The organism is Sulfuritortus calidifontis, assembly GCF_003967275.1.
In the GTDB taxonomy this organism is placed as follows: Bacteria; Pseudomonadota; Gammaproteobacteria; order Burkholderiales; family Thiobacillaceae; genus Sulfuritortus; species Sulfuritortus calidifontis.
Genome location: NZ_AP018721.1, coordinates 192,975 through 207,283, shown reverse-complemented (window position 1 = coordinate 207,283; position 14,309 = coordinate 192,975). Strand labels below are relative to the sequence as shown.

Annotated in this window: 11 protein-coding genes; 2 read left to right on the top strand and 9 right to left on the bottom strand. The window is 65.9% G+C overall.

The features are described 5' to 3' along the window. Positions 1-17: 17 nt before the first annotated feature. The 3 genes from EL388_RS01090 to EL388_RS01080 all read right to left on the bottom strand — a co-directional run bounded on the left by EL388_RS01090 (position 18) and on the right by EL388_RS01080 (position 5,224). Positions 18-407 (bottom strand): DUF302 domain-containing protein, encoded by a 390-nt coding sequence (locus EL388_RS01090; protein ID WP_126458388.1) that lies wholly within the window; start codon positions 405-407, stop codon positions 18-20. A 74-nt stretch (positions 408-481) separates the two neighbouring features. Next, positions 482-3,010, bottom strand: a complete 2,529-nt coding sequence (locus EL388_RS01085) for a CHASE domain-containing protein (protein WP_126458383.1) — start codon at positions 3,008-3,010, stop codon at positions 482-484. 87 nt (positions 3,011-3,097) lie between these two features. Continuing rightward, positions 3,098-5,224: a UvrD-helicase domain-containing protein gene (locus tag EL388_RS01080; RefSeq protein WP_126458378.1), complete on the bottom strand. Its 2,127-nt coding sequence runs from the start codon at positions 5,222-5,224 to the stop codon at positions 3,098-3,100. Positions 5,225-5,318: 94 nt separating this feature from the next. Between EL388_RS01080 and EL388_RS01075 the strand changes: the two genes are divergently transcribed. Together EL388_RS01075 and EL388_RS01070 are read left to right on the top strand one after the other, a co-directional pair. Beyond that, positions 5,319-5,579, top strand: a complete 261-nt coding sequence (locus EL388_RS01075) for a MoaD/ThiS family protein (protein WP_126458372.1) — start codon at positions 5,319-5,321, stop codon at positions 5,577-5,579. 279 nt (positions 5,580-5,858) lie between these two features. Beyond that, entirely contained in the window at positions 5,859-7,100 is a 1,242-nt protein-coding gene (locus EL388_RS01070; protein WP_126458366.1) for a methyl-accepting chemotaxis protein, read from the top strand. A gap of 59 nt (positions 7,101-7,159) precedes the next feature. Here EL388_RS01070 and EL388_RS01065 read toward each other — a convergent pair whose 3' ends face one another. The 6 genes from EL388_RS01065 to nirD all read right to left on the bottom strand — a co-directional run bounded on the left by EL388_RS01065 (position 7,160) and on the right by nirD (position 14,297). Further along, the gene (locus tag EL388_RS01065; protein WP_126458360.1) at positions 7,160-7,951 is read right to left on the bottom strand and encodes an ABC transporter ATP-binding protein; all 792 of its coding nucleotides are present in this window, start codon (positions 7,949-7,951) and stop codon (positions 7,160-7,162) included. A 14-nt stretch (positions 7,952-7,965) separates the two neighbouring features. Further along, complete coding sequence (gene ntrB / locus EL388_RS01060; RefSeq protein WP_126458354.1) at positions 7,966-8,886, bottom strand: nitrate ABC transporter permease; 921 nt, start codon at positions 8,884-8,886, stop codon at positions 7,966-7,968. Positions 8,887-8,984: 98 nt separating this feature from the next. After that, on the bottom strand, positions 8,985-10,202 hold the full coding sequence (locus EL388_RS01055; RefSeq protein WP_420856649.1) for a CmpA/NrtA family ABC transporter substrate-binding protein: 1,218 nt from the start codon (positions 10,200-10,202) through the stop codon (positions 8,985-8,987). A gap of 408 nt (positions 10,203-10,610) precedes the next feature. Then, positions 10,611-11,204, bottom strand: a complete 594-nt coding sequence (locus EL388_RS01050; protein WP_165919088.1) for an ANTAR domain-containing response regulator — start codon at positions 11,202-11,204, stop codon at positions 10,611-10,613. Between the two features lie 56 nt (positions 11,205-11,260). After that, positions 11,261-13,948 (bottom strand): nitrate reductase, encoded by a 2,688-nt coding sequence (locus tag EL388_RS01045; protein ID WP_126458340.1) that lies wholly within the window; start codon positions 13,946-13,948, stop codon positions 11,261-11,263. After that, positions 13,941-14,297 carry a nitrite reductase small subunit NirD gene (gene nirD / locus EL388_RS01040; RefSeq protein ID WP_126458337.1) on the bottom strand — a complete coding sequence of 119 codons (357 nt, stop codon included), beginning with the start codon at positions 14,295-14,297 and terminating at the stop codon, positions 13,941-13,943. Before nirD ends, EL388_RS01045 begins: the two co-directional genes overlap by 8 nt. Positions 14,298-14,309: the final 12 nt, after the last annotated feature.

Genomic DNA, 14,309 nt, shown 5'->3' with positions numbered 1-14,309 from the left:
AATGATGCTGCGCGTAATTACAACGCGTTCATCACCCGCTGCAGCCGCTCGCGCACCTCGCTCGCCACCTCGGCGATGCCGGGCTTCTCGACCAGGGGCAGCACGGCCTGGGGGTCCATGAACTCGACCCGCACCGCGCCGGACTCGGTCTGGCGCACCACCACGTTGCAGGGCAGCAGCATGCCGATCTCGGGCTCGGCCGTGATGGCGCGATGGGCCAGCGGCGGGTTGCAGGCGCCGAGGATGCGGTAGGGGGGCATGTCCTTGTCCAGCTTCTTCTTCAGGGTACCGGCGACGTCGATCTCGGTCAGCACGCCGAAGCCCTCGGCCTGCAGGGCGGCCGTGACCTTGGTCACCGCCTCGTCGAAGCTCATGTTCACGTTCTTGCCGAAGCCTACTTTGCTCATCTCAAACCTCTAAACGGATTCGTTGAAAAAATCGGGGGACGCCGCGCGCCCCCCGTGATGGCCGTATTATCCCACTATTCCGGCTGCCAGCGCGGCAGGGTGAAGTAGAAGGTGGCGCCCTGGCCGGGCTGGCTGGTGAAGCCGATCTCGCCGCCCATCTGCTCGATCAGGGATTTGCTGATGCTCAGGCCCAGGCCGGTGCCACCCTTGTGCCGGGTATCGGAAGCGTCGCCCTGGGTGAATTTCTCGAAGATGCGTTCGCGCAGGCTTTCGGGGACGCCGCTGCCATGATCGGTCACCGCCACCCGGATGCGATCGCCTTCGGCCGTCACCGCCAGTTCGACGCTGCCGCCGGGCCGGGAGAACTTGGCGGCGTTGGACAGCAGGTTGGCCATCACCTGGAGCAGGCGCGCCGAATCGACCCGGGCCATCGCGCCGGGCAGTCGCTGTTCGATCAGGCAGCTGACGCCGTACTGCTCGGCATAGCCGCGGTTGGCCTCGACCGCCTGTTCGACCAGGGGCATGATCTCGTGCGGCTGCATATCGAATTGCAGGGCACCGGACTGGATCTTGTCCATGTCGAGCAGATCGTTGATCAGGCCGAGCAACCGCTCGGTGTTCGCCATGGCCATATTGACCAGATCCTTGGCCGGCTCCGGCAATTCGCCGGCCATGCCGCCGGCGATCAGCCCGAGCGAGCCGCGGATGGCCGTGAGCGGCGTGCGCAGCTCATGGCTGACGGTGGAAACAAACTCGCTCTTGAGCTTCTCCACCCGCTTGCGTTCGGTGATGTCGGTGTGGATGCCGACCATCCGGTAAGGTCGGCCGTTTTCGTCGCGCTGGGCGATGCCACGGTCGAGGATCCACAAATAGTGGCCGTCCTTGTGGCGCACGCGATGCTCGTTGATGTACTGCGGCACCTCGCCGTCGAGATGCGCGCGCACGGCGGCCATGGCCGACTCCAGGTCGTCCGGGTGCACCCGGGTGCTCCATTCCTCCAGGCTTTGGCCGATCTCGTCCTCGGCATAGCCCAGCATCTCCTTCCAGCGCGGCGAGAAATAGATTGTGTTGCTCTTGAGGTTCCAGTCCCAGAGACCGTCGTTGGCGCCGCGGATCGCCAGGTCGAAGCGCTCCTCGCTCGCACGCAGCGCCTCTTCGGCCCGCTTGCGCTCGGTGATGTCGCGCATGACACCGACGAAGATGCGCCCACCTGCCTGGTTCACCTCGCTCACCGCCAGGTCGAGCGGGAAGGTCTGACCGTCTTTGCGCAGGCCGGCCACCTCGCGAACGATGCCGATGATCTTCTTCTCCCCCGTCAGCCGGTAGTTGACCAGGTAGCCATCGTGGCGCGAGGCATAGGGCTCCGGCATCAGCAGGCTGACGTTGCGCCCGAGTACCTCGGCCAGGGCATAGCCGAATATTTTTTCCGCAGCGTGGTTGAACGAGAGGATGTGGCCCGATTCGTCGATGGCGACAATGCCGTCGGCCGCGTGGTCGACGATGGCCCGGATGTAGGCCTCGCGTTCGCGCAAAGTGACGGTCATGGTATCGGCCAGGGCCTGGGCCCGCTGGCGACGGGTGGCCAGGGACCAGACGAAGGCGGTGAACAAAAAACTGATGGCCAGGCCGGCCGCCGCCACGATGTGCTGCTTGGTGTAGTCGATGCGCGCCTCGTAGGCCGGGGTCGAGCGTACCTCGAGCAGCCAATTGTGGCCCGGCAGCTTGAGCACCCTCCGACCGAGGAATTTCGGCGACAGGCCGGGCGGCACCTTGTCTTTGCTCTGGTAGAGTTGGTTGACGACATCGGTGACCAGTCCGTCGTAGATGCGCAGATCGAGATCGGCCTGCTTTTTGCCCAGGGTACTGTGCAGGAAATCATTCATCCGGAACGGGCTGTAGACATAACCGACCAGGGCCGCCCGTCTTTGCGCCTGGGTAAGCAGGGTCACGTCCTTGCGGTAGACCGGCAGATACATGAGAAAGCCGTTCTGCACGTCCTGGGTGATCTCCTGTTTGAGGACAACCTTGCCGGACAAGGCCGCCTGGCCGCTGTCACGCGCCCTGGCCATGGCGTCGCGGCGCACCGGCTCGGAATACATGTCGTAGCCGAAGGCCGCCTGGTTGCGCCTGTTGAACGGCTCCAGATAGATGATCGAGGTGTAGACGTCGCGCCGCCCCGCCGGCCTCACCGTGTAATCGGGGAAACCCTCGGCCCGCACCGACGCGATGTGTCGGCCCAGATTCTCCGGCGGAATCAGCTTGGCGAAGCCGATGCCCTGGATGCCGGGATAGTGGTCGGCGATGCGCAGCTTGCCCACATAGTCGCGCCACTCCCGGCGGGAGACATCAATCGAGGCATCGAACAGAGCGACGCCGCCGCGCAGGGCCAGCTCGTAGGCACCCATGCGCTGGCTGATGCCGTCGCCGATTTCGTCGAACTGCCGAAAGAACGTCTCGGTCGCCGTCTGCTCGGTGCTGCTCTTGACCGAGTACCAGGCCAGCCCGGTCGTCGCCAGCGAGAACAACAGGGTCAGCCAGACCGCAACCGGCACACTCCACAACTCCGGCAGGGGCCGATGCGCGACCTGCTCGTGTCCAGACACTCGGTCTCCTCCAGGCGATTTATCGGGTTTCTGGCCTAATTTGTAAAGGCCGCCAGGAGCAGCGTCAACCTCGCCGGCAGGCGGCGGCTAACAGGGTGTCAGCCGGGCGTATTCCAGGATGAACCACTTGTCGCCGATGCGGGGGAAGCTCACCCGCACCTCGGCCTCGGCGCCCTGGCCCTGATAGCCGGCGACCACGCCCTCGCCATAGCGCGGGTGCTGCACCCGGGCGCCGACCGGATAGGGCAGGGCCGCCGCCCGGCCCGGCGCACCCGGCCCGGCGGCCCCGGCCGGCGCCAGGTCCGAGCTGCCGCGCCAGCCGCCGACGCTCTGCACCAGCTCGGCCGGCAGTTCCTGCAAAAAGCGCGAAGGCAGGCCGTAGCGCGGCTGGCCGTGCAGCATGCGCTGGGCGGCATGGGTGAGATACAGGCGCTTGCGGGCCCGGGTGATGGCGACGTACATCAGGCGCCGCTCCTCCTCCAGGCCGTCGAGCTCGGTCAGCGAGTTCTCGTGCGGAAACAGCGCCTCCTCCAGGCCGGTGATGAACACCGCCATGAATTCCAGGCCCTTGGCGGCATGCACGGTCATCAGCTGCACCGCGTCCTGGCCGGCCTGGGCCTCGTGCTCGCCGGCCTCGAGCGCGGCATGGGCGAGGAAATCGGCGAGGTCCTGGCTCTCGGCTTCCGCCGCGAAGGCGCTGGCGGCATTGGTCAGTTCGTTCAGGTTCTCGATCCGGTCCTCGCCGTCGCGCTCGCCCCGGTAGTACTCGATCAGGCCGCAGCGGGCGACCACGTGCTCGACCTGCTCGGCCAGGTTCATGTCCCGGGTCTCCTGACGCAATTGCCCGATCAGCTGGATGAAGGCCGCGAGGCCCTTCTTGCCGGCGCCCTGGGCGCAGGCCGCCGCCCACAGGCTGACGCCGCCGGCGCGGGCGGCGGCGTCGATCGCCTCCACCGTGCGGGCGCCGACGCCGCGGGCAGGGAAGTTGACTACGCGCAGAAAGGCGTTGTCGTCCTCGGGATTGGCCGTCAGCCGCAGATAGGCCAGGGCGTGCCTGATCTCGGCCCGCTCGAAGAAGCGCAGGCCGCCATAGACCCGATAGGGGATGCCGGCCGAGAACAGGGCGTGCTCGATCACGCGCGACTGGGCATTGGAACGGTAGAGCACGGCGATGTCGGCATAGGCCATGCCCTCGCGCTTCAGCTCCTGGATCTCTTCCACGACGAAGCGGGCCTCGTCCAGATCCGTGGCCGCCTCGTAATGGCGGATCGGCTCGCCCCGGCCGGCGTCGGTCCACAGGTCCTTGCCCAGGCGGTTGGCATTGTGGCTGATCACCGCGTTGGCGGCATCGAGGATGGTGCCGTAGGAGCGGTAGTTCTGGGTGAGCTTGATCACCTCGGATATGCCCATGTCCTTCTGGAACAAGGCCATGTTGGCGACATTGGCGCCGCGGAAGGCATAGATCGACTGGTCGTCGTCGCCGACGGCGAAGATGGCGTTGCTTGGTGCCCGCAGCAATTTCAGCCAGTCGTATTGCAGGCGGCTGGTGTCCTGGAACTCGTCGACCAGGATGTGGCGAAAGCGCTCCTGGTAATGCTCGCGCAGCATGGCGTTGCGCGACAGCAGCTCGAACGAGCGCAGCAGCAGCTCGGCGAAATCGACCACGCCCTCCCGGTTGCACTGGGCGTCGTAGGCCGCGTAATACTCGATCAGGCGCCGGGTGTAGGGGTCGTAGGCCTCGATCTGGTTCGCCCGCAGGCCGGCCTCCTTGTTGGCGTTGATGAAGGCCTGCAGTTTGCGCGGCTCGTATTTCTCGGTATCGACGTTGAGCGCCTTCAACACCCGCTTCACCGCCGAGAGCTGGTCCTGGGCATCGAGGATCTGGAACAGCTGGGGCAGTCCGGCGTCGCGATGGTGCGCCCGCAGCAGGCGGTTGCACAGGCCGTGGAAGGTGCCGATCCACATGCCTCGGGTGTTGATCGGCAGCATGGCCGAGAGCCGGGTAAACATCTCGCGCGCCGCCTTGTTGGTGAAGGTGACCGCCAGCACGCCCATGGGCGAAACCTGCCCCGTCTGGATCAGCCAGGCGATGCGGGTGGTCAGCACCCGGGTCTTGCCCGAGCCGGCCCCGGCCAGGACCAGGGCCGAGCCGCGGCCCCAGGTAACAGCGCGCAGTTGCTCGGGGTTGAGGCCGGTCAGGAGGTCTTGGGGCATGGCGGATATGGGGCGGGAAACAGGCCCGGATTATATCGCCGCCACCCTGCCGGCATCGGCGCTAAAATGCGCGCACTGAAAGGACACCGCGAACATGAACCCGATCACCGTGCTCTATTTCGGCGACCTGATGGCCAAGCTGCAGATCGGCCGCGAGCAGCTCAGGCTGCCGGCCAGCGTGCAGGACGTCGCCGGCCTGATGCGCATCCTGGCCATGCGCGGCGGCGACTGGCAGCAGACCTTCGCCCAGACCCGGCCGACGCTGCGCATCACCGTGAACAAGCAGGACGGCTCGCCCGCCACGCCGATCAAGGCCGGCGACGAGATCGCCTTCATTGAGATGGTCGCGCTCTGACCGTTATTGAGGGGGAAATTCAAGTTCTTGAATTTCCCCCTCAATAACAAGACGTGGATTGATGGTTATCGATCCGAAACCTGGTGCGGCTTCCGGGCGGATCAGGGTTGATGGCGCCGGATGTTTTTTCGAGTTCAAAGGTTTCGGATCAATAAACCCCGGATTTGTGCCGAATTTGCATCGAATATTCACCGCCGGCAAATTTCCGATAGAATTATCCCGATTCTGCCCGGGTCGATTGCGTTCCGGACACTGAAATAAAGTGTTTGAGGAGACACGATGAACAAGCCTGCCGAAAAACTGAACCTGATGTGCTGGTTCCGGCGCAGCATCCGCAACAAGCTGCTGGTGATCACCGGCGTGAGCACCACTTTCGTGGTCGGTGCCGCCCTGTATGGCTTCTGGCAGATATGGGACAACCTGGAGACTATCCAGGATGCCGAGGGCATCCACGATATCGAGCTGACGCTGGTCCTGATGGGCATCGCCATCGTCGCCGCCTTCTTCTGGTTCCTCTGGTGGGTACGCAAGGCCGTCGAGCAGCCGACCCGGCAACTGGTGGCCGACCTCGGCCGCCTGGCCAACGGCGACTTCACCGTGCCGATCAAGGCAGAGAGCCTGGACGAGATGGGCGAGATCGGCCGCAGCGCCGAGCGCATCCGGGTCGAGCTTGGCCGCATCATCCAGGAGGTAAAGGACTCAAGCCAGGCCCTCTCGCAAGCGGCCGAAGAACTCACCAATACCTCGCAGCAGGTGGCCAACAGCTCGGCCAACCAGAACGAGGCGGCCGCCTCCGCCGCTGCCAGCGTGGAGGAGATGAGCGCCAGCATCGTCTCGGTCGCCGAGGGTGCCGAAGAGGTGAAGAAACTGGCCGATTCCAGCCTGTCGAGCACCCAGGAGGGCAACGAGAAGGTGTCCGAACTGATCGGCGAGATCGACCTGGTGGAGACCGCGATGAACGACATCGCCTCCTCGGTCCGCGAATTCGTCCAGAATGCCGCCGTCATCACCAACATGACCCAGCAGGTGAAGGACATCGCCGACCAGACCAACCTGCTGGCGCTCAACGCCGCCATCGAGGCGGCGCGCGCCGGCGAGCAAGGCCGCGGCTTCGCCGTGGTGGCCGACGAAGTGCGCAAGCTGGCGGAGAAATCGGCCCAGGCCGCCAGCGAGATCGATAGCGTCACCCAGACCCTGAACCAGAAGTCGGGCAGCGTCGAGACCGCGATCAACGCCGGTCATTCCTCCCTGGCCTCCAGTCTGGAGTTCGTCGAGACCGTGGCCATGACCCTGGCCGAGGCCAACGCCGCGGTGCAGCAGGCGAGCGCAGGCATGAGCAACATCACCAGCGCGGTCAAGGAACAGTCGTCCGCCAGCACCCAGATCTCGACCAACATCGAACAGATCGCCCACATGGCCGAGGAAAACAGCATGTCGGTCGAGCGCACCAGCGAATCGGCGGAACATCTGCACAAACTGGCCAGCCGCCTGCAGGAAGCCACCAGCCGGTTGAGGGTCTGATCCCACCGGCCAAGCAAAAAGCCGCCCGCGGGCGGCTTTTTGCTTTTGCGCGGGTCGACTCAGGCCGCGTGTCTCATCTGGCGTTGATAGAGGAACTCCAACACCCGGCCACGCAGCTGGTGATAGTGCGCGTTGTCGGCCAGCAGCAGCCGATCGCGCGGGCGCGGCAGGGTCACCGGCAGCACCTCGCCGATGGTCGCCGCGGGTCCGTTGGTCATCATCACGATGCGATCGGACAACAGCACGGCCTCGTCGACATCGTGGGTGACCATGAGCACCGTGGCCCGGGTTTCATGCACGATGCGCATCAGCTCGTCCTGCAGGCCGGCCCGGGTCAGGGCGTCGAGCGCGCCGAACGGTTCGTCCATCAGCAGCACCTTGGGCTCCATGGCCAGGGCGCGGGCGATGCCGACCCGCTGTTTCATGCCGCCGGAGATCTCGTGCGGATGCTTGTGCATGGCATGCGCCAGGCCCACCAATTCCAGCGCCGCCCGCGTCCGCTGCCTGAGCTGCTTTTTTGCCTCCCTGCCGCCGAACACCCGCTCCACCGCCAGATAGACGTTGCCGAAGCAGGTGAGCCAGGGCAGCAGCGAGTGGTTCTGGAACACCACCGCCCGCTCCGGCCCCGGCCCCTTGATCTCCTTGTCGCCCAGCAGCAGCACGCCCGAGCTCGCATCGAGCAGACCGGCCACGAGGTTGAGCAGGGTCGACTTGCCGCAACCGGAGTGGCCGATGAGCGAGATGAATTCGCCCTGCCTGACCGTGAGATTGACATCGGTCAGCGCGACGAATCTGCCTTGCTTGGTGTCGAATACCATCTTGGCGTTTTCGATTTGCAGATACTTGTCCATGCTCGTCCCCTTGATCATTCGTAGCTGAAGCGTCGCGCCAGCAGCACCAGGCCCTGCTCCAGCAGCAGGCCAGTGAAGCCGACGATGAAGATGGCGATGATGATGTGCTCGACGTTGAGGTTGTTCCATTCGTCCCACACCCAGAAGCCGAGGCCGGTGCCGCCGGTCAGCATCTCGGCGGCGACGATCACCAGCCAGGCCACGCCGATGGACAGGCGGATGCCGGTCATCAGGTGCGGCAGCACCGAGGGGAACAGGATGCGGGTGAAGATCTTCCACTCGGACAGATTGAGCACGCGCGCCACGTTGAGGTAGTCCTGCGGCACCCGGGCAACGCCGGCGGCGGTGTTGAGGATGATCGGCCAGATGCTGGAGATGAAGATCACCCAGAGCGAGGCCGGTTCGGTCTCCTTGAACACGTAGAGGCCGATCGGCAGCCAGGCCAGGGGCGAGACCGGACGCAGCAGGCTGATGATGGGCGCGGTCATGCCGGAGAGGAACCTGAAACGGCCGATCATGAAGCCGAGCGGGATGCCGACCAGCGCCGCCAGGCCGAAACCGGCGCCGACCCGATAGAGCGAATGCAGGATGTTCCAGCCGATGCCCTTGTCGTTGGGGCCGCGGTCGTAGAAAGGGTCGGCGAACAATTGCTGGGCCGATTGCCAGGTCTTGACCGGCCCGGGCAGGCCGTTGTCGCCGCCGCTGGCGGAGACGATCTGCCAGAGCAGGATGAACAAGGCGATGCCGATGACTGGCGGCAAGGCGGCACGAAAGGCCTTGGCCAGCGCCTCGGTCAGGGCCTTGCCGCGTTCGGTCTGCAGGAACGGGGTGGGCCGCGGTTGCGCCGCGGGCTCGGCGACTGAATTCACAATCACGGTTTCGGGCTGTTGCATGATCTCTTCTAAACTGCCTTCGTTGATGGTCACTGCGCTCATGGCGGACTCCTGGTTTTGTCATTCCCGCGAAAGCGGGAATCCAGTTGATTTTCTGGATTCCGGGTCAGCGGCACTGCGCGCCGCGCCCGGAATGACGGTTACGCCTTCACCTTGAAGCCGTCGGCATAGGCCTTGGGGTTCTTGCCATCCCAGGTCACGCCGTCGATCAGCTTGGCCGAGCGCATGTCCGACTTCGGTACCGGCACCTTGGCCGCGGCGGCCGCCTCCTTGTACAGCTTGATCTGGTTCACCTTCCTGGCCACGGCCAGATAATCCGGGTGTTCCTTGAGCAGGCCCCAGCGCTTGTGCTGGGTGAGGAACCACATGCCATCCGACAGATAGGGGAAGTTGACCACGCCATCGTTGTAGAACTTCATGTAGTTCTTGTCCTGCCACTTTTTGCCGATGCCGTTGTCGTACTGGCCGAGCATGCGGTCCTCGATCACGTCGAATTCGGTGTTGACGTAGGCCTTGCCGGCGATGATGCGCGCCACCTCGGAACGGTTGGCCATGGTGTCGATGTACTTCGAGGCCTCGAGGAGGGCGGCGGTCATCGCCCGCGCGGTGTTGGGATAGCGCTGGACGAACTCGGCCGTGGTGCCCAACACCTTCTCCGGGTGGTCGGGCCAGATGTCCTGGCTGGTCACCGCGGTAAAACCGATCTTGTCGTGGATGGCACGCGCGTTCCAGGGCTCGCCGACGCAGAAGCCGTCCATCTTGTCCACCCGCATATTGGCTACCATCTGCGGCGGCGGCACGGTGATCACCTTCACCTCCTTGAATGGGTCGATGCCGTAGGCGGCCATCCAGTAATAGAGCCACATGGCATGGGTGCCGGTGGGAAAGGTCTGGGCGAAGGTCCATTCCTTGGGCTCGGCCTTGACCAGCCGGGCCAGACCGGCGCCGTCGGTGACGCCCTTGGCCTTGATCTGGTTGTTCAGGGTGATGGCCTGGCCGTTGTGGTTGATCGACATCAGCACGGCCATGTCCTTCTGCGGCCCGCCGACACCGAGCTGCAAACCGTAGATCAGGCCATAGAGCACGTGCGAGGCGTCGAGCTCGCCGTTGACCAGCTTGTCGCGCACACCGGCCCAGGAGGCCTCCTTGCTCGGCGTGATCTTGAGGCCGTATTTCTTGTCGAAGCCCTTCTCGGCGGCGATGGCGACCGAGGCGCAATCGGTCAGCGGGATGAAGCCGATCTTGACCTCGGGTTTTTCCGGCTTGTCCGATCCGGCCGCCCAGGCGGCGCTGCGCACGCCCGGCGGCACCAGTGACATCAAGGCGGCAGCCGCAGACAGCCCGGCGGTCTTCTTCATGAAATCCCTCTTGCTTTTGTGCACCCCGGTTTCAACCTGAGGCTTCGATTCCTCGTTCATCGCATGGCTCCAAAAATCCGGCGCAGGCCGTCGCAAAAAAATGGCGCCCAGCCGACGCGATCGCTCGCGCGGATGGACGCCGTTGTCCAAATGCACCCGAGGGTGCCGCATGGCTGTGAACCCGGATCGACATTGATCGAGTCCGATCAGGAATTAGCAGGTAGCGTGCCAACTACCAAAATCCTTGAAAACAGGGGCCATTGGCCGACAAGCCGGCGATGCCGGTTGGCTCTCCCCTCGCCCCTTGCACCGCCCTGGTGCGATGCGCACCGAATCAGTGTCGAGCGCGGCTCATCGCAAAAAAAAGCGGCCCGCAGGCCGCCGAGAGGGATGCGATGAAATCCGCTGTCAGCTTTGCTGTAACAGGGCCTTGGCCAGCTCGGCCAGACGCAGGCGCCGGGCCATGGCCTCCTTGCGCAGACGGCGATAGGCGGCCTCCTCGTCGAGGCCGGCCTGCTGCATGAGCAATCGCTTGGCCCGCTCGACCAGCTTGTGTTCCTGCAGTTCCTGGCGGGCGCGCTGCAGTTCCTGGCGCATCGAGTGCATTTCTTCGAACCGCGCCTGAGCCAGCTGCAGTATGGGCTGTACCCGTTCTGGTTTGAGGCCATCGACGACATAGCAGGTCACGCCGGCCCGTACCGCCGACTGGATGGCCTCGCGCCGACCGTCCTGGGTGAACATCACGATCGGCCGCGGTGTCGCCTGGGTGGCGAGACAGACCTGCTCCAGGGTATCGCGGCTGGGCGAATCGGTGTCCATGATGACGAGGTCGGGCGCCACCTCGTCCACCCAGCGCGGCAGATCGATCGCCCGATCGAGCCGGCCCACTACGTGATGCCCCTCGGGACAGGCCGCCAGGGCATCGAGCAGGGTGTTCAACTGCTTGCGCGACTGGCTGACCACCAGGATCTTCAGCGCCACGGCGGCGTTGGCAAACTCCATCTCGCGTTCTCTCATCAATTGCCGTTACGGATATCTAGCAAGGACCGTGCCGCCGCTCAGGCCGGCACCGGTTGTTGCGCCAGCAGCCGCTTCAGTTCAGGCAGACAGGAACCGCATTCGGTGCCGCAGCCCAGACCGGCTTGCAGCGCGGCGAGGTCGGCGCCCTCGGCGATGGCGGCGCGGATGGCCGACTCGGAGACATTCTTGCAGTTGCAGACGATACGCCCCGACGCCACCTGGCCCTGCGGCGGTGCGGCCAACGGCGCCAGCAGCCAGGGGCGCAGGGGGCTGACGTCCATCTCCTCGGCCATGCACTGCTTGAGCCAGTCTTGCGCGGCGGTCTCGCCATAGAGACGCACGGCGACCAGCCGGCCCGAATCCAAGCGTGCCCGCTTGGAAATGCCGCTGCCGGCATCGAAGTAGCTCATGACCGCCGCATCGTCGAGGCCGGCCAGGCGGTCGATCCTGGCCAAGCGCGCGGCATCGAGCGGCTGCGTGCTGGCGGCGCGGAGCACGACGACCGCGCGCTCACGGCCGGCAAGGCCCAGGCTGGCGTAGTCGAATTGCCCGAGCAGGGGCTGGAGCCGTGCCAGCCACTCGACCGCCTTGCCGCGCAGCATCAGCAGCAGCGGGTGCATGGGCCCGGCGGCCTCGACCTCGACCGCGGCATGCTTGAGCTCGGGCTGGCCGGACACCGCATCGCAGGCAGCGACGGTGAGGACGTTGGTGCCCAGGCCGGCCATGAACCGGCCACCCCAGTGCATGGGCAGGAAGACCTGGCCGGTACGCTGGTCCGCCTCCGCCTTGACTCGGACCAGGAGCTGGCCGCGCCGGCTCCTGACCCTGACCAGCTCGCCATCCCGCAATTGGCGTGCCGCCATGTCCTCGGGATGCATCAGCAGCATGACTTCCTCGACATGGCCCCACAGGCGCGGCACCAGGCCGGTGCGGCTCATGGTGTGCCACTGGTCGCGCAGACGGCCGGTGGTCAGGCTCAGGGGGTATTCCGCATCGGCCGGCTCGGCCACCGGCTGCCAGCCGGCGCAATGAAAGCGGGCGCGCCCACTGACGGTTGGAAACACGCCGTCGGCATAGAGCCGCGCCCGACCCGCCGCCGCGCCTTCGGGGCAAGGCCATTGTTGCGGCCCCTGGGTATCGAGCCGGGCGTAGGAGAGCCCGGTGATGTCGAGATCACGACCTCGGGTCGATTCGCGATGCTCGTTCCAGACCTCTTCGGCCGTCTCGTAGGGGAACAGGGTCCGGTCCCGGCCGAGCCTGTCTTCCAGGCGTCGGGCGAAATCGACGGCGATCGCCCAGTCGGCCCGCGCCTCGCCCGGCGGCGGCACGGCGGCGCGGAGGCGGCTGATGCGCCGCTCCGAGTTGGTCATGCTGCCGTCCTTTTCGCCCCAACTGGCGGCGGGCAGCAGGAGGTCGGCATAGGCGGCGGTCTCGGTGTCGGCAAAGGCCTCCTGCACGATCAGGAAATCCACCCGGGCCAGGGCCTCGCGCACCAGGGTCTGGTTGGGCAGGGAATGGGCCGGGTTGGTGCAGACCACCCAGAGGGCCTTGATCTCGCCCCGGCGCGCCGCCTCGAACATCGCCACCGCCGGCCGCCCCGGCTTGGCCGGCACCGCTTCCACGCCCCACAGCCGCGCCACTTCGGCGCGATGCGTCGGGTTGTTCAAATCGCGGTGGGCCGGGAGCAGATTGGCCAGGCCGCCGACCTCGCGCCCGCCCATGGCATTGGACTGGCCGGTGAGCGAGAACGGGCCGCAGCCAGGCCGGCCGATCTGGCCGGTGGCCAGGTGCAGATTGATCAGGGCGGCATTCTTGTCGACACCGTGGCTGGATTGATTGAGGCCCTGGCAGTAGAGCGAGAGGGTGGGACCGGTCGCGAACAGGCGGGCGGCGCGCACAATGGCCTCGGCCGGCACGCCGCAGATCTGCGCGGCCCGCTCCGGGGCATAGGCCTCGACCAGATCGCGCACAGCCGGCCAGCCCTCGGTGTGGGCCGCGATGTAATCGGCATCGATGCGCCGTTCGGCGATCAGGACGTGGAGCATGGCATGAAACAGCGCGACGTCGGTGCCGGGCAGGATGGCCAGATGCAGGTCGGCCTCGCGCGCGGTGTCGGTGCGGCGCGGATCGACGACGACGACTTTCAATTGCGGGTTGGCCTGGCGCGCCGCCTCGATCCGGCGATAGAGCACGGGATGGGCCCAGGCGGTGTTGGCGCCGGCGATGAAGATCGTGCCGGCCTGGTCGATGTCCTCGTAGCAGGCCGGCGGTGCATCGGCGCCCAGGGTGGCCTTGTAGCCGGCCACCGCGCTGGACATGCACAGGCGTGAATTGGTGTCGACGTTGTTGCTGCCGATCAGGCCCTTCATCAGCTTGTTGAAGACGTAGTAGTCCTCGGTGGAGAGCTGGCCCGAGAGATAGATGCCGACCGCCTCGGGGCCGTGCTCGCGGATGACGGCGGCGAACCGGTCGGCCGCCGTCTCCAGCGCGGCATCCCAGCTCACGCGCCGACGTTCACCCGCCTTGTCCTCCCGCAGCTCGGGATACAGGCAGCGGCCGCCGGCCTGGGCGGTGAGATGCAAAGTGGCGCCCTTGGTGCAGAGCCGGCCGTAGTTGGCTGGATGCGCCGGGTCGCCGCGCACGCCGGTGATGCGAGTGCCGTCGTGCGCGATCAGCACGCCGCAGCCGACGCCGCAATAGCAACAGACGCTTCGGGTTTCAGCCATGGGCGGCACAGGCGACCGATGCGGTTTCCTCGGCGGTGTCGGCCAGGCGCAGATAGACCTGACCGGCCTCCACCTTGGTCTCGAAGGTGCGCACGCAGCCCTGGTCCGGCTGTACCGCCTCGCCGGTGGCCAGATCGATGCGCCAGTTGTGCAGCGGGCAGGTCACCGACTGGCCATGGACGATGCCCTGCGACAGCGGGCCGCCGCGGTGGGGGCAAGCGTCCTTGACGGCGAACACCTCGTCGGTGGAAGTGCGAAAGACCGCGACCCGGACGGTGTCGAACTGGACGACCCGGGCACCCAGTCGGGGCAGGTCGTCGAACTTGGCAATGGCAATCCAATCAGACATTTGATTTTTCCC